The sequence below is a fragment of the Cephaloticoccus primus genome, assembly GCF_001580015.1.
GTDB classification, from domain to species: Bacteria; Verrucomicrobiota; Verrucomicrobiia; order Opitutales; family Opitutaceae; genus Cephaloticoccus; species Cephaloticoccus primus.
The window spans coordinates 35,807-54,766 of the sequence record NZ_LSZQ01000012.1 but is presented as its reverse complement, the minus strand read 5'-3'; the positions used below and the strand labels follow the sequence as shown (position 1 = coordinate 54,766).

Below are 18,960 nucleotides of genomic sequence, written 5' to 3'. Positions count from 1 at the left end.
GTTAAGAGACAGCGGCAGTTTGGGCAGCGCTTTGGCGCAGGGAGTCGAGGACGTCGAAAAACTCGGGAAAGGTCTTCCCGCAGCAAGACGGGTCTTTGATCGAGAGCCAAGGCTGCCCGTCGCCGCGCAGATCGTGGCAGCCGAGGACGCCGAAGCTCATCGCGAAGCGGTGGTCGTGGTAAGTCTCGATCACCTGATCGGGCACGAGCGGGCGCGGGTGGATTTCGAGCGCGTCCTCCGTCTCGATCACGTGCTGGCCGAGCTTGCGCAGCTCGCGCGCCATGCCCGCGACCCGATCCGTTTCCTGATGCCGTGTGTGGGCGATGCCGGTGATGCGCGTGGGCCCCTTGAGCAGCGGCGCGATTGCGGCGAGCGTGAGAAACGTATCGGAGAAGGCGTTAAAATCGGCGTCGATGCCGTGGGGCGGCGCGTCCGCTGCGCTGCGCGAGATGCTGCGGCCCTCGTGGCGGATCAGCCCGCGCTCGGCGAGCAGCGCGATAAACGCCGTGTCGCCTTGCAGCGCGTCGGGCCCGAGCTTGAGCCCGCCGAGCGAGAGCTGGCCGCCGCCCGTCACGACCGGCAGCGCGGCGAAGTAGCTGGCGGCAGTCGCGTCGCCCTCGATTTCGTAGTCGAGTACCGCCGCGTCGGCGCCGCCGGCGGAGGCAGCCTCGGCTTCGGCTGTGCGCGCTGTGGCCGCCTGCGGGTTGGGCTTGTCGGCTGCTCGCGTGTGGGGCGCGAACCGCGCGGGGAAGTCGCTCACCATCCGCTCCGTCATCGTGACAAAGGGTTTTGAGACCGTGTCGCCGATCAGCTCGACCCGCAGCGGGGTGGCGGCCCTTGGTGCGACGAGCAGCAGCGCCGAGATCAGTTGCGAGCTGGCCGAGGCGTCGAGCCTTACGCGCCCGCCGGCCAGCCCCGCCGTGCGCAGCGTAAAGGGAAACTGCCGCGCGCTGGCCTCGGCGCCTTGCTGCGTGAGCGCATCCAGCAGCCCCGCAATCGGGCGGGCGCGCATGGCCGCGTCGCCATCGAAGTGGTACACGCCACCGCGCCGCAGGCAGACCAGCGCGGTGAGGAAACGCGCCGCCGTGCCCGCATTGCCCACATCGATTGTGGCCTCGCGGGCGGGGATTTCGCCGCCGCACCCGTGCACGGTGATCGTCAGCGCGGCCTCATCGGTCTCGACGCGAAAGCCCAGCTCGCGCAGTGCGGCGACCATGATCCGCGTGTCGCGGCTAAACAGTGCGCCGCGCAGCGTCACGGGCCGCTCGGCGAGCGCGGCGAGGACGAGCGCGCGGTTGGTGATGCTCTTCGAGCCCGGCAAGGTGAGCGCCCCGCGTACAGGCGCACCAGGGAAAATGGGCAAAGGATCAGCGAGCGGCTTTGGCATGGGAAACGAGAGCACAGCGTACCAACGGGCATGCCGCCAAACGAAAAGACCGGCGACCCTGCGCCAGCCTTGGCTCTGCCGGAGCTTATCGCCTGATAAGCACTGCCTTCTCCCCACTCGGTGGTTAAGCCAGCAGGTGGCGGCGGGTGTCTTGCCCCTTGGCGAGGGTGGCAGCCACGGCGGCGTAGTCGCGGCGGGCCAGCGCGTCGCGAAACTCGCGCAGCTCGGCGGCGTAGGTGTCGAGTGCGCGGAGGACGGCCTCGCGGTTTTGCTCGAAAATCGTGCGCCACAGTTGCGGGTCGCTCCCCGCGATCCGCGTCGTGTCGCGCAGCCCGGCTCCGGCGTATTGCGGCCAGTCCGGGTGCTGGCGCCCGAGCGCGGCGCACAGCGTCGAGGCGAGCGCCTGGGGCAGGTGGCTGATGTGCGCGACGATTTCGTCGTGCTCCTCGGGCGCGACGCGCACCACGCGGCTACCGAGCGCGCGCCAAAATTGCGCGACGGCCTCGTTCGCGTTTGCCACCGCCTCGCTCGTCGCCTCCGGGCCAGCCTCGGCCAGCGGGGTCACGAAGCAGGTGCGGCCTTCAAAGAGATCGGCCTGCCCGTGTTCCCAGCCGGTTTTCTCGGAGCCCGCCATCGGGTGTGCACCCACGAAATGTGCCCTCCCTTCCCTCTGGCCCCGCCCTCCTGCCGCTCCCGCTTCACCGCTCCCGCCGCCGGAGCTCGCCACCGCGAGTGCTTCGTGCGCGCCGCGGCAGATCTCCGCCTTTACGCTGCCGACGTCGGTCACGAGTGCGCCGGAGGGGAAGGGCGAGAGGGCGGGGCGGGGAGGGAGTGAGGGGGCGATTTCGCGCACGAGCGGCACGATTTGCGTGACCGGCGCGGCGATCACCACGAGAGCTGCCCCGCTCACGGCTTCGGCGCGGCTTGCGGGAGCAGCGTCGCACCACGCCTGGGCGGCGATCTGCTCGCGCACCTCGGCGCGGCGCGCCCAGATTACGATGCGCCGGGCGAGCCCGCGGGCGCGGGCGGCTTGGGCGACTGAGCTGCCGAGTAGCCCCGGGGCGATAACCGTGATCTGCGCAAACATGGGTGCTCCTTTTTCTCTCTCTATATATAAGTGTAGTGATTTCGGCTGCGGGCAGGCGGGATGGGCGGGGGAGAGGGGGGAGTCTGCGGCGGCGCTTCGCGCAGTTGTGCCCTTGTCCCTGGCGGCAAACTAGACCTTCGCTCCGCCGAGCTGTTCGATTTTCGCAAAATCGGCGGCCCCCAGCGGCATGACCGAGAGCCGGCTCTGCCGGATCAGCGCGATTTCGGCGAGGCTGGGCTCCGCCTTGATCTGCGCCAGCGTCACGAGCTGCGGCAGCGCGCGCAGTGCCCGCAGCTCGACGGCGATCCAGCCGCGCTGCGCGTCCGCACCGCTCGCGGTCGCATCGGGGAAGGCCGTGCGCGTGACCTCTGCCAGCCCGAGCACCGCCTTGGTGCTGACGCTCTCGTAGAAGAATACGAGGTCGCCCGCACGCATCGCGGCCAGGTGCGCGCGCGCCTGGTAGTTGCGCACGCCCGTCCAGTCAGTGCGTCCATCGCGGACGAGGTCGGCCCACGCGTAGGCACCCGGTTCGGATTTCACTAGCCAGTATTGTTTTGTCATGGCGCAGCCCGTGGGGCCTCGGCCAGTAAAGGCCGCCATGAACGCGCATGAAAAGCCCGAAACGCAGGCCGCCACGCAGCCCCCTCCCGCCCCTCCCGCTCCTCCGGCACACGACGAGCCGCCAGGCGGGAGGGGCGGGAGGGCGAGCGGCCCGCAAGGTAAACCGGCAGCCCGCGCCCGCCGCGCCATCCTGCTGCTCTACGGGCTGATGGCTCTGTTCATCGCCGTCCCTGTCGTGATCTTCCTCGCCCGCCGCTGAGCGGCGGGCGCCTGCGAGTGCCCGTCGGCGCCACCGCTCGGCGGGGCGGGAGGGGCGATACGGTTGCCATCCGAGCCCGCTGCGTTATCAGTCCCCACCGTCATGAAAATCACTGTCGAAGTCGATGATGCTCTCCTCGCCGAGGTGAAGGAGTTTACCGGCTGCAAAACCAATGAGGACACCATCCGCTACGCCCTCAAGGATACGACCGAGCACCCGTGGATGAAGGAGTACTACAGTAGCCCTTATCGTATTGATCCCGAGGATCTCGTCGATGCCCTCTATCCCGACTACGACCCCAAGGCCATCTGGGGGCGCCCGGCTCCACTTCCTCCCGCTGCTGCCAACCCCGAAGCTCCCTCTCCCCATGAAAACGCTGCTTCTGCCGGACAGTAGTTTCTACATCAGGGAGCTGCGGAAAAAGGAGAATCCTTTTACGACTCTGTCCAGGCGCTATGCTGGTTACGACTTGGCAACCTGCGGTGCTGTACGCGTCGAGGTGCTTCGAGGGATCCGCGCACCCAGGCTGGCGCACATGCAAATTTCGCTCGGATGCAGACGTTTCACACTCCCGAGTCCACTTGGGACCTCGTCCTCAAGATCGCCACAGAGCTGGAGCGTGCGGGCACCCGCGTCCTCCTTCCCGATCTGATCATTGCCGCCTGTGCCTTGGAAGCAGGAGCTACCGTCCTCACTCTCGACAGCGACTTCTCGCGCATCCCCGATCTCAAGGTCATCCACACACTGGAGTAAGGGCCACCCCTGAGAGGTACCTCTCCTCCTGCCTCGCCACACTTTGAGTTGCTCCACTCGCCACTTGTTATCCTCTCCATGCCATGAAAATCACTGTTGAAGTCGATGATGCGATCCTCGCCAGGGCGATGGACATCACCTGTGCCAAGAGCGAGGAAGAGGCCGTCCGCACTTCTCTGCATAGCCTCTCCAGCGACAAGTCCTTGCAAGAAGAGCAATACTATCTGGTCAGCGTCGAAGGGTTGAGGAAATACCTCGGCCCCGAGTCGCCAGAAGACCTCTCCCCCCGTGCCGCGCCCGAGCCTACATCCGCCGCAACTTCGCCTGCGGCTGAGCCCGCGTCAGCCAGCGCTTGAGCGGCGCGCCGCATTTCCGCCGCCCTCCGCGCTCCCACGATGAGCCGCCAAGCGGGAGGAGCGGGAGGGCGATCGGCTCGCAAAATAAACCAGTCGAAGACCGCGCCTGCCCCTGAGTCTTCGCCGGTGCTTGAGCCGCGCGCAGTTTTCTGGCTTCCGCGCCCCTCGTCGTTTCTGCTCCGCCGCGCGGCAAAGAAAACGGGCTGCGCTTCCCCTGCTGATCAGCCACCGCCCCCCTTGCTGATCAGCCGCCGCGCCCCTCCCGCACACGACGAGCCGCTCGGCTTTTTTTGCGCTCCAGAACTTTTTCTTCCCGCGCTGCAAGCTATAATCGCTACGCAATTCGTCTGAAAAAATATCGGAACTTACGCATGAATTGGTTTGACGGGCTGGAGCAGGCACCGCAAACCGACGCCCCAATAGGCGGCTTGTGGTCGCCGATTTTATTAACCCTCTCCCAAAAACGCACAACGAAATCATCCCCCCATCGGACATGACTAATAAATCCAAGGGCCGCTCCAACGCGACCATCAATAATCAGGGGGCCCAGTCGCTGGGCCTCTTCCGCAAGTCGGCCTTCGCGCTGGCTATCGCTGGTGCCCTCTCGGGCACGGCCTTTGCCGCTCCCCAAGACGCGGCAACCGAAGCCGACTACAACGCGCACGTCGCAGACGTGGCGGTTGAGACGGTCACTGTCACTGCGCCGATTACCTTTACGGGTGATGCGGCAGCGACGGCCCTGACCACGGGCGACTTCACCCTCCAGGGTGCTGCTTCGCTCAACCAGCCTGCCCTGATCGGCGCCCTCTCGACCAATCCCGCACTCGCGGTTGCTTCGGGGACCGATGTCGCCCTCATCAAGAACCTGCACTTCACCCAGTTCACCGCTGCTACGGGTAACGGGGCTGCGGTCAACGTAGCGGACAACGTGGCCGACATCGACGGCGTCCGCTTCTCCAATAACGAAGCGACCGCCGGCAGCGGTGGTGCCGTCTTCATCGGTGGCGACCTCACTGGCAGCCTCGCCAACGGCACCTTTACCCAAAACAAAGCCGGTGCCGCAGGCGGTGCAGTCCGTATCGACGGCGACGTCAAGGGCAACATCAGCGGCTCCACCTTCCAGGGGAACGACGCTGGGACTAACGGCGGCGCGCTCTCCATCGGGGGTGACGTCGAGGCCGACATCACTGGCTCCAGCTTTGTCGCCAACGTTTCGGGCGCCCAAGGTGGTGCGATCGACGTGAACGGCACCTTTGGTAACGCCACGACTGCCGCCAACATCAGCGGCTCGACCTTCCAGGGGAACACCGCCGCCACCGGCGCGGGCGCAGTCCGCTTTGGCGGCCTCGTGACCGGTGACATCACTGGCTCTACCTTCCAGGGGAACATCGCCACCACGGGTGACGCCGGTGCCGTCCTTGCCGCCGCTGGCTTCAAGGGCAACATCGACAGCACCACCTTTGATGGTAACCGCGCTATCGCGGGCGACGCCGGTGCGGTCAGCGTCGTCGGTGACTTCGAGGGTAACATCGCCAACGGCTCGACCTTCAAGAGCAACACCGCCGCTCTCAATGCGGGTGCCGTTCTCGTGAGCCAAGACTTCAAGGGTGATATTGCCGGCTCCTCCTTCGAGTCCAACAACGCCGCCGTCCACGCTGGTGCGGTTCTCGTTGGCCGTGACTTCGAGGGCAAGATCAGCTCCGACTTCTCCAACAACATCGCTGGAGTAAACGCGGGTGCCGTCCTCGTGGGCCGCGACTTCAAGGGCAACATCGAAGGCTCCAACTTCGACACTAACCGCGCTACCAATGGTGCAGGTGGTGCCGTCTCGGTTGGTAATGACTTCGGTGTCAACTCCGCTACGGGCCGGTCGAACATCAAGGACTCCTCCTTCACGGGTAACCGCGCGGGCACCGACGCTGGTGCAGTCGGCGTTACCCAAGACTTCTTCGGTGACATCGATAACGCTACCTTCGAGAACAACCGCGCCCTCCTCGGCGACGGTGGTGCGGTAGCCATCGGTCGCGACTTTGGTGCCGCAGGCACCACCGGCCAAAAGTCGAACATCCGCAACAAGTCCTCCTTCACCAAGAACCAGGCTGGTGGTAACGGTGGTGCGGTTGCCGTCGCTCGTGACTTCTTCGGCGATATCAACGACGTGGATTTCGCCGAAAACGTTGCTAACGGCTCCGGCGGTGCGGTCGTTGTTTTCGGTGACTACACCGGTAACATCATCGACTCCCGCTTTGTGGAGAACAAGGCCACGACTGGCCAAGGGGGTGCTGTTGGTGTCGGTGGTGATTTCACCGGTAATGTTCGCGGCTCGACCTTTTCGGGTAACGAGGCCGGTACAGATGCCGGTGCACTTGGTGTAGCGGGTAACTTCACCGGTGACATCGATGGCTCCACCTTCGAGAAGAACAAGGCCAACGGTACCGGTGGTGCAGTCGCCGTTAACGGTAACTTCGATGGAAACATCAAAGGCAGCACCTTCGATGGCAATGAGGCCGTCAATGGCTCCGGTGGTGCGGTTCGCGTTACCGGTACTTTCGGTACTGCCACCAACAAGGTGAGCATCGACGACTCGACCTTCAGCAACAACAAGGCCGGGACCAACGCCGGTGCCGTCTTCTTCAATGGTGCTATCTTCGCCGATATCAAAAACTCCACCTTCGAGAACAATAGTGCCACCAACGGCGGTGCGATTCAGCACCAGCAAAACTTCAATGGGGCGATTCAGGGCAGCGCCTTCATTGGTAACAAGGCTGCGAACCACGGTGGTGCTTTGAATGGTGCCCAACTCGTCGCCTCGCCTGATATCTCGGGCTCGACCTTCATCGGTAACCAGGTCGGTGGGGCTGCCGGTAACTTTGGTCGCGGTGGTGCAGTCGTTCTCAATGCCAACACGAATAAGAGTGCGCTCAAGCTGACCGACAATACCTTCCTCAACAACAAGGCGATTACGGATACAGCGGACGTGCGTAACGGCGTGGGTGGTGCGATCTATCACAACAGCCGTGCGGACGGTACGCTGACGATTGAGAGCTCGGGGGACAGCCGCACCCTCTTCTACGGCAACACCAACAATCCTGCCAACGGTGGGGTCGTCGAAAACGCCATCCACTTCGCCAACCGCGATGCTGCTGGCAACGACTACACGGTGACGGTTGACGTGACTGGCGCGGGTGACCTGCTCCTCCTTGATGGCGTTTCCAGCCAGGCGGCGGGCACCGCGGCTTGGGGTGATGTGACGGTCAACGTCAACAAGGCCGCTGCCAGCGACGGAGACTTCTACCTCGGTGGTCGCAGCAACCTCAACGACGACAGCACCTGGACCATTGATGGCGGTTCGCTCCTCCTCACCGATGTGGACTACGGCTCCGGCGTTGTCGGCGCGCAGCTCAACCTCAATGGTGCTACTGCCGCTCTGAATGTTGGCAAAGATGCGACCCTCGGCGGTAACGGCTCGATCAAGGCAGTCGCCAACGGCTTCGCCCTCGACGGTACGCTCGCTCCCGCCATCTACGAGAACACGGGCACCAAGGCCGATGCCATCACCAACGACATCTCCGCTGCGGACATCGCCGCCATCGGCGTGGCCAAGACCAGCGAGTACGGCAAGCTGACCCTCGAAGGCGACACCGCCCTTGGCGCGAACACCGTCTACGAAGTCAACGCCAGCCTGAACGGCACCGACGCGGATAACGTAACCATCACCGGCGCGGGCACCATCGCCAGCGGCGCAGAAGTCGCCATCACCATCGACCCGCGCGGCTGGACTGGCCCGATCGACTACACCATCCTCAGCGCCAGCGCTGGCTTGGGCGGTGGTCAGTTCACCACCCTCACGGGTACCGGTGAATACCTCTTCCTGAACGAGGAGTTGGTCTACGATTCGGAGGCTGCTCCTTCGACGACGCACAACGTGAAGCTGCGTCTCACCCGCAATGGCAACATGGGTACTGTCGGCAGCACCTTTAACCAGACCAGCACGGGCGTGGCGCTCCAAAACCACGCTGATGCCAATCCGGTGATCGGTGGGCTGATGGGGATCAAGACCGCTGCCGAAGCGCAAGCCGCCTTCGACAACCTCAGCGGCGAGATCTACAGCTCCACGGGTACCGCCCTCGTCCAGAACGCCAGCCACATCCGCAACGTCGTCAACGCCCGCCTCTTCGAGTCCGAAGACAGCGACCGCCAACGCGGCGTTTGGGGTAACGTTTACGGCTACAACGGTGAACTCAAGGGCGGCTCCAACACGGCCAAAGTCGACAACGAGAGCTTCGGCTTCGCGGTCGGTGCGGACATCCCGGTCGGCTCCAGCGCAAACATCGGCCTCTTGCTCGGCTACGAAACTGCTGATGTGGAAATCGGTGGCGGTCGCAACTCCAAGAGCGACGTCGACACCTTCAACATCGGTGTGTACTCCGGCGCCAGCTTCGGTGGCTTCCAGGTTCGTGCGGGTCTGACCCACAGCATCCACGACATCGACACCGCGCGCGACATCAATGCCGGCTTCATTTCGGGGCGTAACAACTCCAGCTACGATGCGACGTTGACGCAGCTCTTCGCCGAGCTCGCGTACCCCGTCAAAATCGGCGAGTCGTTTGAGCTCATCCCTTACGGTGGCCTCCAGCAGCACTGGCTCGATGTAGACGGCGCGCTTGAGAACGGCACGGTGGCAACCCTCCGCACGCAAGACTCCAGCATCGACGTCCTCGCCTCCGACCTCGGCCTCCGCTTCAAGACCGCCAGCCTCTCCCAGAGCAGCAAGGTGTTCCTCCACGGTGGCTTGGGCTGGAAGCACTACTTCGACAAGGAAGACGGCATCAGCAGCCGCCGCTTTGAGAACAGCGTTGGCTCCTCGGCTGACTTCCGGGTTCGCGGTGGTCGCCTCACCGAAGACCTGCTTGTGATCGACCTCGGCATCAGCGCCGCGATCACCGACAGCCAGGTGCTCGGTCTCGACTACAAAGGCGAGGTCAGCAGCCGTCAGAAGCAGCACGGTGGCCAGCTCCACTGGAGCCTGCGCTTCTAAGGCCTGACCTGTACAGCGCCTCGCCTCCTTCGGGGAGCGCGAGGCCTCACTCACGCCCGCCAAGGCTCCCCTTGGCGAGCGTTCCCACAAGACGGCGCACTGCCCCCCAGTGCGCCGTCTTTGTGTTTACACACGAGGCATTGCGCCGCGCCCGCGCCCCTGGTCGCCTGCTCGAACGGGGTTACCGGCGAGACTACTCCAATTTTGCAGAGCGAATGCAGACTTGGCTTTAGGTAGCCTCGCTTGGCAGTAAGCGGGGTTGGGGAAAGAAGTGGAGGCTATCTCCGCGCACAAAAAAACAGCCACTTGAGGTGGCTGCTTGTGACCGCGTCATGCTGGCGTGTTTCGTGCTCCTCGGCGGGCGTGCTGATTTCTCCTACCGCACTGCTGCTTCCGCCGCATGTGCCTCGCCTCCCTCGGTCGCGGCGGCATCCGCTGGCCTGACGAACTTGAAAAAGTAACCCTCGCGAAGGGCGTTCTCCCCAATTTTTTTAGACGAGAGATTCCGCAATGAAGTGCGAATGGCGTCTGCCTCGTTTCCCGCGCAGGTGATGTGGGTCACCTTATCCATGAGGCTGCGATCAATTTCCATTGTGAGTTTCATGGCGGTGGGGGGCTTTTCAGGCGAAGGAGTGAATGACTTTTAGGTCGGGTATCTGGTCAAAGTCTGAATCGTAGGTAAAGACCGTGGCATCGGCTGCTATGGCACAGCCCGCAATGATGAGGTCGGGCATGGCGGTGGGGAGTCCTGCACGCAGCAGCCCCGGCGAAGTTTTCTGGATGAGCTGCCACGTGGACTTGTCTGTCGGGAGGTAGATCATCTGCTCGAACTTTGACTCCAGATCCGTCAGGGCTTGGGGACTTCGTATGCCTTGGAGTACCTCCACCATGACGGCTCCACAGGTGGCGAAGTTGTAGCGATCTTGGTGTTGCGACAGGAAGTTAAAAGGATCTCCCCGAGCACGCAAAATCCGGATAAAGAAGCTACTGTCGAACAGGAGTAGTTCTTTCATGGGTGCGTGGAGGGGGCTGGTACGTGGGATCGGGCGGCGGCGGGTTGTCGAGGTAAGTATCCGGATCGTAACCGGGGATGAGGGCATCGGCCAGCTCGTCGGGGGTGCAGAGCGATCTGCTGTAGAAGTCCCTCATCCAGGGCATCGCCGCCATGTGGTTGAGAGCGTAGAGAATCGTCTCCTCATTTGTTTTGGAGCCGGTGTACTCCTTCATACTCGCGAGGAGCTCGTCATCGATCTCGAAGGTGACTCTCATAAGCCGAGAGGGATAGCGGAGATTGGCGCGGGAGCAAATCAAAGGCAGTGCGAGTGCGCGCTTTCAGCGCACTCAGGCCATTTGGGCGGCCCGGGCGGGCGTGAGCTCCCAGCGCAGAGGCTGGCCGTCGCGGTAGCGCTCAAACTCGTCGAGCATGGCCTGGCCCATGCGCTGGCACTCGGGGCCGATGGAGCCGGCGAGGTGCGGGGTGAGGATGACGTTGGGGAGCGTGTGGAGCGGGGAGTCGGGCGCGGGTGGCTCGGGGTGAGTGACGTCGAGGACGGCGCTGAGGTCGGGGCGGCGTTGCAGGACGTCGATCAGGGCGGCTTCGTCGACGATCTGGCCGCGCGCGGTGTTGAGGAAGAAGGCTCCGGGGCGCATTGCCTCTAAATGAGGCTTACGGATCAGGCCTTCGGTCTCGGGGAGGTGCGGAGTGTGGAGCGAGATGGCGTCGGCAGTGGCGAAGAGTTCGTCGAGGCTGTCGGCCTTGCGCATGTCGTCCTGGGCGGCGTCGGCGGCGCTGAGGAAGGGATCGTAGACGAGGACTTGCAGGTCGTAGCTGCGGAGGCGCTCGCGGACGAGGCGCGCAATCGCGCCGTAGGAGATGAGGCCGATGGTCGAGCGATAGGCTGTGGCAGGCGCGGGGAGCTGGGCTCGGGTGCTGTGCATGGCGCGGCCTGCGCGCGAGTAGTGCCAGACGTGCTTCAGGCCGAGGATGAGGGCGGCGGTGGCGTATTCGGCGACGGGGATGGCGTTCATCGCGGCGGCATTGGCGAGGCGTATGCCGCGCCGCCAAAATTCTTCGGTGACGAAGCTGCGCACGGAGCCTGCGGCGTAAAAAACGGCGCGCAGGTTTGGGGTAGCATCGAGAAACTCGGCGTCCATGAGTGGGGCTTCCCAGCCGGAGAAGATGACTTCGGCGCAGGCCAGCGCGTCGCGGTGTTCGCGCCAGGTCTCTGCGGGGGTGATGGTCGCCGTGAGCTTGGTCAGCGCGCGGAGCCGCTCAAGGCCATCAGGGCCGTAGGCGGCGTCGAGTGCGTGGGCGGAGAGGGCGAGTACGGCTTGGGTGGGTGAGGAGTTTTTGAGGGACGGGTTCATGACAGGGTTTGGGAGGCGTGTTTTTTACGATTTGGCGGGGCGGGTTTGGGCGTAGTGGCTTTGTTAATCCCGCCGTTTATCGGTGGTGGGCTGGTGCAGTGCGAGTGCGCGCGCGGCGGTGTTTTCTGCGGGGGGGATGGCCGGGTTTTCGGGAGTTGCTTTTGTGAGGGGTGGGGCTTCGCTGCGCGCCTTTTTTATGAAAGTCGCTCCCCGCCTGCTTACCGGCCTCTGCTATGGGGCAATGATGTGCCTGTCGATCGGGCTGAACTTGCTGCCGGTGTTCTTGACGTCGCTGGGCGCGGCGTATGGGGGCGAGAGCGGCTCGCTGACGCAGGAGCAGTTGGGGCGGTTGACGGCGAGTCCGTTTGGCGGCGTGGTGCTGGGGATCTTGCTGGCGGGGCCGCTGGTGGATCGCTGGGGGCCGAAGCTGTTTGCGCAGTTGGGGAATGGGTTGATGGCGGGCGGCTTGTTGTGGGCGGCGTTTGCGCCGAGCTATCTGTCGCTGGCGGTGGCGTTGTTCTGGATGGGGCTGGGCGCGGGGATTCTGGACATGGTGCTCAGCCCGGTGGTGGCGGCGCTGAATCCGGAGCGGCGCGCGGTGGCGATGAATTGGCTGCACTCGTTTTACTGTGTCGGGGCGGTGGTCACGATCTTGATCGGGACGGTCGCACTGGAGTCGGGCCTGGGCTGGCGCGGCGGTTGCCTGGTGCTGCTGGTGCTGCCGCTGGCGCTGACCTTGAGCTTCGCGCCGATGCGGTTTCCGGCCTTGGTGCCGGAGGGGGCCGGGGTGCTACCGGTGCGGCGTTTGTTGCGCCAGTGGTGGTTCTGGGGGGCGATGCTGGCGATCGCATTTGGCGGGGCGACGGAGCTGGGGATCGCCCAATGGTTGCCTGCGTACACGGAGCGTTCGCTGGGCTACTCGCCGTGGATTGGCGGGGTGGCGCTGCTGCTGTTTTCGGTGGCGATGGTGCTGGGCCGCATGGTGGTGGGCGTGGCCGGGGCGAAGTGGGATATGTTTCGCGTGATGGCGTGGGGCTGCGGCGCCTCGGTCGTGTTTTTCGTCGCGGGTTCGTTTTTGCCGATCCCGTGGATGGCGCTGACGGCGTGCATCGTGGTCGGGTTTACGGGGAGCTGCCTGTGGCCGACGATGCTGGGGGTGACGGCCAATCGCTATCCGACGGGCGGGGCGAGCATGTACGGGCTGCTGGCTGCTGCGGGAAATGTGGGCGGGGTCTTCATGCCGTGGGCGGTGGGCGTGGTGGCCGACCACAGTAACATGCACTGGGGCTTGGTGATCTCTGCGCTGGCTCCGGCCTTGATGCTGCCGCTGGTGCTGGCGCTCGGTCGGCGTGCGGGTTGACTCCGCCGCGCATCAGGTGCAGTTGTTCGTCGAACCCCTCTTTGACTTATGGAAACGATGGCAACTCTCGATGCACCCACAGTGGCAGAGCCTGCGATGACTGGAGCTCCGACTCCGAAGAGCTATTTATCCGAAGCGGAAAGGGCGGAGATCCTGGCGGAGGGAGAAGTGGAGGATCTCTATCTTGAAGAGTCTAGCGCGGCCAGAGATGCGGGAGACATGGATGCATGTTGGGCGTGGCTGGCTCGTGCGGAGCATCCGGCGCATAGCTTGGTGCGACTTAAGCGTCGCCATGGAGCGTCGTTCATCCGGAAGTGGGGTTTTAACGACACGCTCGCGCGGGCGAAGTATGGAGACGATTGGCTGGAGAAAGAGTATGACCTCTACGGGCAAATTACTGGCTGATCTCGATAACCTTTTGATCGCCGAGGAGGGCTCCGTACTTCGGGCGAGACAGACTCGTGCCTTTCGGAAGATCGTTGGCGAGCGGAAGAAGATTCTCGTGCTGCTGCGCGAGGCGCGGGATAGCCGGAACATCGATCTGATCATCGCGGCGGAGAAGATGCTGATCGAGGGAGACCTGCTGCGCTACACCAACAGTCGGGAGATGCGGGCGAGCCTGACTTCGGCCTTCCACGAAATGGTCGCCATAGAGCTGCACCTGGAGTTGCTCAAGGAGCCCGAGAAATACCGCTTCGTGGATCGCCTGCACGGCACGCCGAAAACCCGCGAGGGCGACTACCCGCTGGATACGGCGCGGCTCGCCCTCAACAGCCACGTGGCGCGGCTCAAGAATCTGGATCGCTCGCGGCTGGATGAAACGGAGAAGGAGCTGATCGAGCTTAGAAAGGAGTACATGATCTTCGCTCGCGATCTCTACATCGCGCGCCAGGCCGAGACGCTGGTGGGCGCGGAGAAACCCGCAGGCATGTGAAGGGGAGGGAGGGCCTGGCGGCGCGACTGCGCGCGGGGTTTGGCGCACCGCTTAAACCTGGCGTGTGGCGCAGAAGTGAGGGGGCTGTGGGTTGCTGCGTGCTGCCGATTTTTTACGGGGCGGTGCATCGTGTCTGTGCTCGCAGGGTACTTGCGAGCTGGAGAGGGAATAGGGCTCCGCTAGTCCTTCGCCGCAGTGCGGGCGGTGGCCTCGGCCTTGCCCGGGTGGCCTTTGCTCGCGGTCGTGCCTTCCTTGACGGGATCGGCTGCGAGGCCGAGGTGGTAGGCCGTGCGCCAGAGGTGGTAGGCGGAGGTGTCCATCCAGCGCACGGCGTCGAGCAGCTCATCGGCCTTGGCAGGGGAGAGGGCAGCCTCGGCGGTTTCGCGCAGCAGCGCGTGGCGGCCCGAGCGGCGAAGCTGGGCCAGCGCGTGCGAGAGCTGCTCGACCTCAGCCAGCGCAGCGTCAGCGGCTGCCGACTTGCTGCCGACTTCTTCGCTAGCCCCTTCTCTGGCCGGCTGCTCTCCAGTGCCGATGAGGCTCCGCTCCAGAGCCGCAAAGAGCGCGGCGAGTTTCTGACTGGCCTGCTCAAGCCGCCCCGATGGATCCCCATCGGGAAAGGAGTGCACGCCGCTGAGCACGCCGACGATTTGGTCGAGGTGATCCAGCGCGTGGATGAGCGAGAGGCGCGGGTTGGCCGCCTCGTCTTTGGTGACGATGGTGGCGGGGATCTTTGTGAGAAAGGCATAGCACTGCGCGAGGCTCTCCTTCACGCCTTCGAGCGGCAGCGCGGGCTCGGGGAAGCGTGCGTCGCTGCGGTGCTTGATCCACGCGGTGAGCGTCAGCGTGCACTCCACAAGTGCGCGCCGCAGAGCCTCGACCGCGACCTCGGGCACTTGGGCGAGGCTGTCGTCGAGGTGGCTTGTGGGGGCGGGTTTGCGCTCGGGGATCAAGCGCGTGATGACCTTGGAAAACGCATTTCCGCCGGGCAGCACGATCCCTGCGCCGATGACGTGGAAGAGCGTATGAAAGACTGCAATCGACCACGCGCCGGGCGGGCTGCCATCGGCCATCACATGCGTGAGCAACCACACATAGAGCGGCAGCAGCCCAAAGCCGATTGTCGCCGAGAAACTGTTGAACAGCACGTGCACCAGCGCCGTGCGCCGGGCGGATACGCTGGCACCGATGGCGGCCAGCCCCGCGGTGAGCGTCGTGCCGATGCTCGCGCCGATGACGATTGAGAGCGCCTGCGTAATATCGAGCGTGCCGGAGTGGTAGGCCGTGATCGCTGTCGCGACCGCCGCACTCGACGCCTGCATGATCACCGTGAGCACGATCCCGATTGCCACGAGTATGAGCCGCCCCGAAAAGCTGGGCTCGGGAAACGACTCGGGCTGCACGTGAGCGGCCAGCCCGTTCATGCCGTGTTGCAGCGTATCGATGCCGATAAAAATCAGCCCGAAGCCCGCGATGGCGAAGCCCACCGAGGCGATCCGCCCCTTGAGCATCAGCCGCATCAGCGCGCCGATGCCGACCAGCGGCATGGCGATTGTAAACAGGCTCAGCTTCAGCCCCAGCAGCGAGACGATCCAGCCCGTCGTCGTCGTGCCCACACTGCTGCCGATGATTACCCCGATTGACTGCGAAAACGTGATCAAGCCCGCGCTCACGAAACCGATCGTCGCCAGCGTCGTCGCGCTCGAAGACTGGACCATCGCCGTGATCGTCAGCCCCGAGAGAAACGCCGAGGAGCTACGCTCCGTAAACTGAGAGAGGATGCGCTTGAGCGCCTGCCCTGCCGCCGTGCGCAACCCATCGGTCAACAGCAAGATGCCGAGCAGGAAGAGGCCGATACCACCTAGGAGTTGAGCGATCATTACGTGCAGTGCATTTGTCGGGAAGGGCGGAGCGGGTTTGCGCGAGGAAGGCCGCTGTGCTGAGCGACTTCAAGGCCCAAGGGGTAGGTGATCTCTCCCTGTAAAAAGGGTCGATGACGCAGACCGGGGAGCTGTAGTGAAGACGGATGGGATATACGAAAGCGTTCGCGATCGGCTTGCTGGCGGGGTTGTGGAGCTCGCCGCTCATCGGAGCGGGGAGTGCAGCGGAGCCTGTGGCCGAGAGCGCAGCGACTGCCACGCCGCCCGCCGCCTCCCCCGGTAAACAGGAGGCACTCCCCGCGCACCTGCCGCAGGCTGCGGCTTTGCCCGCTTCGCCGGAGTATGCGGCGGAGCTGGCCGAGTGGCGGGCGCAGCGGCTGGCGCGGCTGACTGCGCCGGATGGGTGGTTGTCGCTCATCGGGCTGCATTTCCTGCGTGCCGGAGAACAGCGGGTCGGGTCGGCTCCCGATAACGATATTGTGCTCGCTGCCGGGCCGCCGAGCCTTGGCGTGATTGAGCAGCAGCCGAGTGGGCGCGTGATGCTGCGGGTGACGCCCGGGGCCGCGGTGCAGGTCGACGGGCGCGAGGTGCTTTCGGCAGAGTTGGTTCCGCAGGGCCGCGGCCCGCGCGGCCAGATGTCTACGGTGTCGAGCGGCACGATGCGTTTTTACGTGATCGTGCGCGGGGAGCAGATGGCCCTGCGCGTGCAGGACAGTGCTGCGCCGCGCCGTACCGAGTTTGCGGGGATCAAGACTTTCCCGATTGATGAGAGCTGGCGGGTCGAGGCGCAGTGGCTGACTTTTGCGAGGCCGCGCGAGGTCGTGATCACCAACACGCTGGGCCAGGAGTCGGTGGCGTTGGTACTGGGGAAGGCGGTCTTCGAGCGCGCGGGGCAGCGGTTTGAGCTGCTGCCGCTGCAAGAGACTTTTGGCGAGCCGCTCTTTTTCATCATCGCTGATGAGACGAGCGGCTGCGAGACCTACGGGGCGGCGCGCTTTGTGTACGCGGACCCGCCAGCGGAGGAGCGGGCGGGGGCGGGCGGCCGCATCGTGATCGACTTCAACAAGGCGATCAATCCGCCGTGCGCCTTTACGCCGTTTGCGACTTGCCCGCTGCCGCCTGCCGAGAACGTGCTCCCTGTCGCCATCCGCGCGGGCGAGCGGATCTGAGGCCCCTACGTGGGCGGCCTTCAGCAGGTTAGACCGCGTCCGAACTGCGTTTAACTGTTAACCAACGGAAATCGCCCAAATGGTTTTTTGCTCTATTCGCATGCCTCGTGTCCTGTCGTAACGCGACAGGGGGAGGCTCCTTAAGTTTGCGATTTTGTCTGGGTGCGGAGCACACGGGCAAAATCGCAAACTAAATGGAAGTGGCGACCCGCCACCGCCCTCACGCGCAGTGAGGAGAGAGGAGGTCGGGGCGCGGGTTGGTGATCAGAAAATCGTGGGAGCCTGAGCAGGGCATTGCGGGGAGTTGCCGCTTCGCCGAGTTGCCTGCTCTACGTGCGGCATTTCGCGCGTTCGCGGATGGTGATTCACGGGCTGCGCGCCGAGATGCGCCCGTTCGCGACTTCGGTTGCGCGCTGGAGCGGGCCGCGGCCAAGGCGGGCCTGCTATCCATTTCAGGCGCGTCTGCGCGCGCGGGGCGCACTGGTGGTGTGTCGCGCGGCTGCGGCGCTTGCGACCAGAGCTGGGTGAAGGGCGTGGTGGCGGTGGCGGGATGCATGGGTGGTTGGTTTTTGTGCCACTCCTGTCGCCAGCCGGTTTGGGGAAACGAAAAACCCTCCGGCTTTTGACCGGAGGGGCGGATTGTTTTTCGGAACTCGTGAATTCGATCAAACCCCTCGCGGCGCGTAGCTAGCGACGACGACGACAGCGGCGGAGGCGACGAGTACCACGGCGGCGTTTTGGGCCGGGGTGCTGCGGCGGCTGCGCAGGGCGTTCGGTTTGCTGCTGGTGGAGAGGTTCATCGTGCGGGTGCTGGGTGGCAAAACAGGGGCGGCTCGTGCGCGCTGTCAATACTGCGCTGTATCAGCAGCGAGGTTCTTTGTGTGGCGTACGCTCCGTACAGCACAGTCACTCGCACATCTGAAAATGCCCGCTCTCCGGCTGGTCAGTCGGAGAGAGGGTTAACCCGCTTGGGCAATTTCTGGGGTTAACGAGTAGCGGCGGCTCGGGACGCGGCCCAGCGAGGCCGCGCAAAATGAACCGGTCGAAGACCGCGCCTATTTTTTACTGCTGCCGCCGAAGAGTTTTTTAAGGCCGCCGCCGATTGCTTCGCCCGTGCCTCTGCCCGCAGCCGCGCCTGCGTTGATCGGTGCGGTGCCCGCCGCGCGCACGATTGAGGCGAGCACTTGGGCGAGGACTTCGCCGGAGAGCTCCGCGGGCGTGGCCCCGCCTTTATCGAGTCCCAGGTTGTTGAGCTCCAGCGCGGGGAGTGGCACGGGGAGCGCGGCCGGGCCGACGCCGAGCGTGGCCTTGGCCTCGCTGAGGCGGAACTTCCGCACGATGAATTTTCGCGGCTTGGACGGGGGGGCGTTGGCGGGTGGCGTGCCGCTGCCGCTGGGGCCGGTGAAGCTCTCGATGTTTTTGAGCAGGGCTTTGAGGTTACTGTTTACGAGGCGGGTTTCGTAGATGAACTCGGGCTGCTCGATCACGATTTCCTCGATCTCGATCACATCGCCGCGCAGCGAGCGCAGGTTTACCTTGATGTCGATTTTCCCGAGGGTGAAGGCGTGGTCGGCGCTCCACCCGGGCGGGTTGCCCACGACGAGGCCGGTGAGCGTGCCGCGTCCGCTGAAGGGCGACAGGCGCGCGGCGGCGAGCTCGACGTGGGTTTGCGTGACCTGGGGGCCGAGGTTGTTGACGCCGATCATGACGCCCGAGCTGAGCGCGGGGCCGAGGCCGAAGTAGAGGCCCGCCGCGCCGAGGGCGAGGAGGGCGGCGAGGATGAGGGTGAGCTTTTTCATGAGTGCGGGAAAA

At 64.6% G+C, this 18,960-nt stretch carries 19 protein-coding genes; 9 read left to right on the top strand and 10 right to left on the bottom strand.

All coding sequences use genetic code 11. The features are described from left to right. Position 1: 1 nt before the first annotated feature. The 3 genes from aroA to AXK11_RS01320 all read right to left on the bottom strand — a co-directional run bounded on the left by aroA (position 2) and on the right by AXK11_RS01320 (position 3,035). Positions 2-1,363: a 3-phosphoshikimate 1-carboxyvinyltransferase gene (aroA, locus tag AXK11_RS01330; protein ID WP_197456740.1), complete on the bottom strand. Its 1,362-nt coding sequence runs from the start codon at positions 1,361-1,363 to the stop codon at positions 2-4. Positions 1,364-1,511: 148 nt separating this feature from the next. Then, complete coding sequence (locus tag AXK11_RS01325; protein WP_068628557.1) at positions 1,512-2,474, bottom strand: prephenate dehydrogenase; 963 nt, start codon at positions 2,472-2,474, stop codon at positions 1,512-1,514. Positions 2,475-2,603: 129 nt separating this feature from the next. Further along, the gene (locus AXK11_RS01320; protein WP_068628684.1) at positions 2,604-3,035 is read right to left on the bottom strand and encodes an EVE domain-containing protein; all 432 of its coding nucleotides are present in this window, start codon (positions 3,033-3,035) and stop codon (positions 2,604-2,606) included. Positions 3,036-3,072: 37 nt separating this feature from the next. Here AXK11_RS01320 and AXK11_RS01315 point away from each other — a divergent pair, with 37 nt between their 5' ends. The 5 genes from AXK11_RS01315 to AXK11_RS01295 all read left to right on the top strand — a co-directional run bounded on the left by AXK11_RS01315 (position 3,073) and on the right by AXK11_RS01295 (position 9,441). Further along, the gene (locus tag AXK11_RS01315) at positions 3,073-3,294 is read left to right on the top strand and encodes a hypothetical protein (protein WP_068628555.1); all 222 of its coding nucleotides are present in this window, start codon (positions 3,073-3,075) and stop codon (positions 3,292-3,294) included. Between the two features lie 102 nt (positions 3,295-3,396). Continuing rightward, positions 3,397-3,690, top strand: coding sequence for a type II toxin-antitoxin system VapB family antitoxin (locus AXK11_RS01310; RefSeq protein ID WP_068628553.1), 294 nt, complete (start codon positions 3,397-3,399; stop codon positions 3,688-3,690). Positions 3,691-3,846: 156 nt separating this feature from the next. After that, entirely contained in the window at positions 3,847-4,047 is a 201-nt protein-coding gene (locus AXK11_RS01305) for a type II toxin-antitoxin system VapC family toxin (RefSeq protein ID WP_068628551.1), read from the top strand. Positions 4,048-4,130: 83 nt separating this feature from the next. Then, positions 4,131-4,403 carry a type II toxin-antitoxin system VapB family antitoxin gene (locus tag AXK11_RS01300; protein WP_068628550.1) on the top strand — a complete coding sequence of 91 codons (273 nt, stop codon included), beginning with the start codon at positions 4,131-4,133 and terminating at the stop codon, positions 4,401-4,403. A gap of 493 nt (positions 4,404-4,896) precedes the next feature. Continuing rightward, entirely contained in the window at positions 4,897-9,441 is a 4,545-nt protein-coding gene (locus tag AXK11_RS01295) for an autotransporter domain-containing protein (protein WP_156469128.1), read from the top strand. 376 nt (positions 9,442-9,817) lie between these two features. Here AXK11_RS01295 and AXK11_RS01290 read toward each other — a convergent pair whose 3' ends face one another. The 4 genes from AXK11_RS01290 to AXK11_RS01275 form a co-directional block, all read right to left on the bottom strand. Further along, the gene (locus AXK11_RS01290) at positions 9,818-10,045 is read right to left on the bottom strand and encodes a hypothetical protein (RefSeq protein ID WP_068628545.1); all 228 of its coding nucleotides are present in this window, start codon (positions 10,043-10,045) and stop codon (positions 9,818-9,820) included. Positions 10,046-10,061: 16 nt separating this feature from the next. Continuing rightward, the gene (locus AXK11_RS09175) at positions 10,062-10,409 is read right to left on the bottom strand and encodes a PIN domain-containing protein (protein ID WP_197456739.1); all 348 of its coding nucleotides are present in this window, start codon (positions 10,407-10,409) and stop codon (positions 10,062-10,064) included. Positions 10,410-10,425: 16 nt separating this feature from the next. Beyond that, positions 10,426-10,710: a hypothetical protein gene (locus AXK11_RS09600; RefSeq protein WP_068628541.1), complete on the bottom strand. Its 285-nt coding sequence runs from the start codon at positions 10,708-10,710 to the stop codon at positions 10,426-10,428. A 72-nt stretch (positions 10,711-10,782) separates the two neighbouring features. Continuing rightward, a complete protein-coding gene (locus tag AXK11_RS01275; protein WP_068628539.1) occupies positions 10,783-11,808 on the bottom strand; it encodes a hydroxyacid dehydrogenase in 1,026 nt (341 codons plus the stop codon). A gap of 196 nt (positions 11,809-12,004) precedes the next feature. On the opposite strand from AXK11_RS01275, the gene AXK11_RS01270 reads away from it, so the two are divergent. From AXK11_RS01270 to AXK11_RS09170, 3 genes are read left to right on the top strand one after another with little or no spacing between them, the layout of a single operon-like run. Then, complete coding sequence (locus tag AXK11_RS01270) at positions 12,005-13,168, top strand: MFS transporter (RefSeq protein WP_068628682.1); 1,164 nt, start codon at positions 12,005-12,007, stop codon at positions 13,166-13,168. A gap of 48 nt (positions 13,169-13,216) precedes the next feature. Next, on the top strand, positions 13,217-13,573 hold the full coding sequence (locus tag AXK11_RS01265; RefSeq protein WP_197456738.1) for a hypothetical protein: 357 nt from the start codon (positions 13,217-13,219) through the stop codon (positions 13,571-13,573). Then, positions 13,545-14,102: a hypothetical protein gene (locus AXK11_RS09170; RefSeq protein WP_156469127.1), complete on the top strand. Its 558-nt coding sequence runs from the start codon at positions 13,545-13,547 to the stop codon at positions 14,100-14,102. Before AXK11_RS01265 ends, AXK11_RS09170 begins: the two co-directional genes overlap by 29 nt. Positions 14,103-14,281: 179 nt before the next feature. Here the strand turns inward: AXK11_RS09170 and AXK11_RS01255 are convergent, their stop codons facing one another. Further along, the gene (locus AXK11_RS01255) at positions 14,282-15,979 is read right to left on the bottom strand and encodes a Na/Pi cotransporter family protein (protein ID WP_068628537.1); all 1,698 of its coding nucleotides are present in this window, start codon (positions 15,977-15,979) and stop codon (positions 14,282-14,284) included. 146 nt (positions 15,980-16,125) lie between these two features. Here AXK11_RS01255 and AXK11_RS01250 point away from each other — a divergent pair, with 146 nt between their 5' ends. Next, positions 16,126-17,148, top strand: a complete 1,023-nt coding sequence (locus AXK11_RS01250; protein WP_082780736.1) for a DUF1684 domain-containing protein — start codon at positions 16,126-16,128, stop codon at positions 17,146-17,148. A gap of 665 nt (positions 17,149-17,813) precedes the next feature. On the opposite strand, the gene AXK11_RS10260 is transcribed toward AXK11_RS01250, so the two are convergent. Together AXK11_RS10260 and AXK11_RS01245 are read right to left on the bottom strand one after the other, a co-directional pair. Then, positions 17,814-17,948: a hypothetical protein gene (locus AXK11_RS10260; protein WP_269446587.1), complete on the bottom strand. Its 135-nt coding sequence runs from the start codon at positions 17,946-17,948 to the stop codon at positions 17,814-17,816. A gap of 255 nt (positions 17,949-18,203) precedes the next feature. Further along, the gene (locus tag AXK11_RS01245) at positions 18,204-18,947 is read right to left on the bottom strand and encodes a hypothetical protein (RefSeq protein ID WP_156469126.1); all 744 of its coding nucleotides are present in this window, start codon (positions 18,945-18,947) and stop codon (positions 18,204-18,206) included. Between the last annotated feature and the right edge of the window lie 13 nt (positions 18,948-18,960).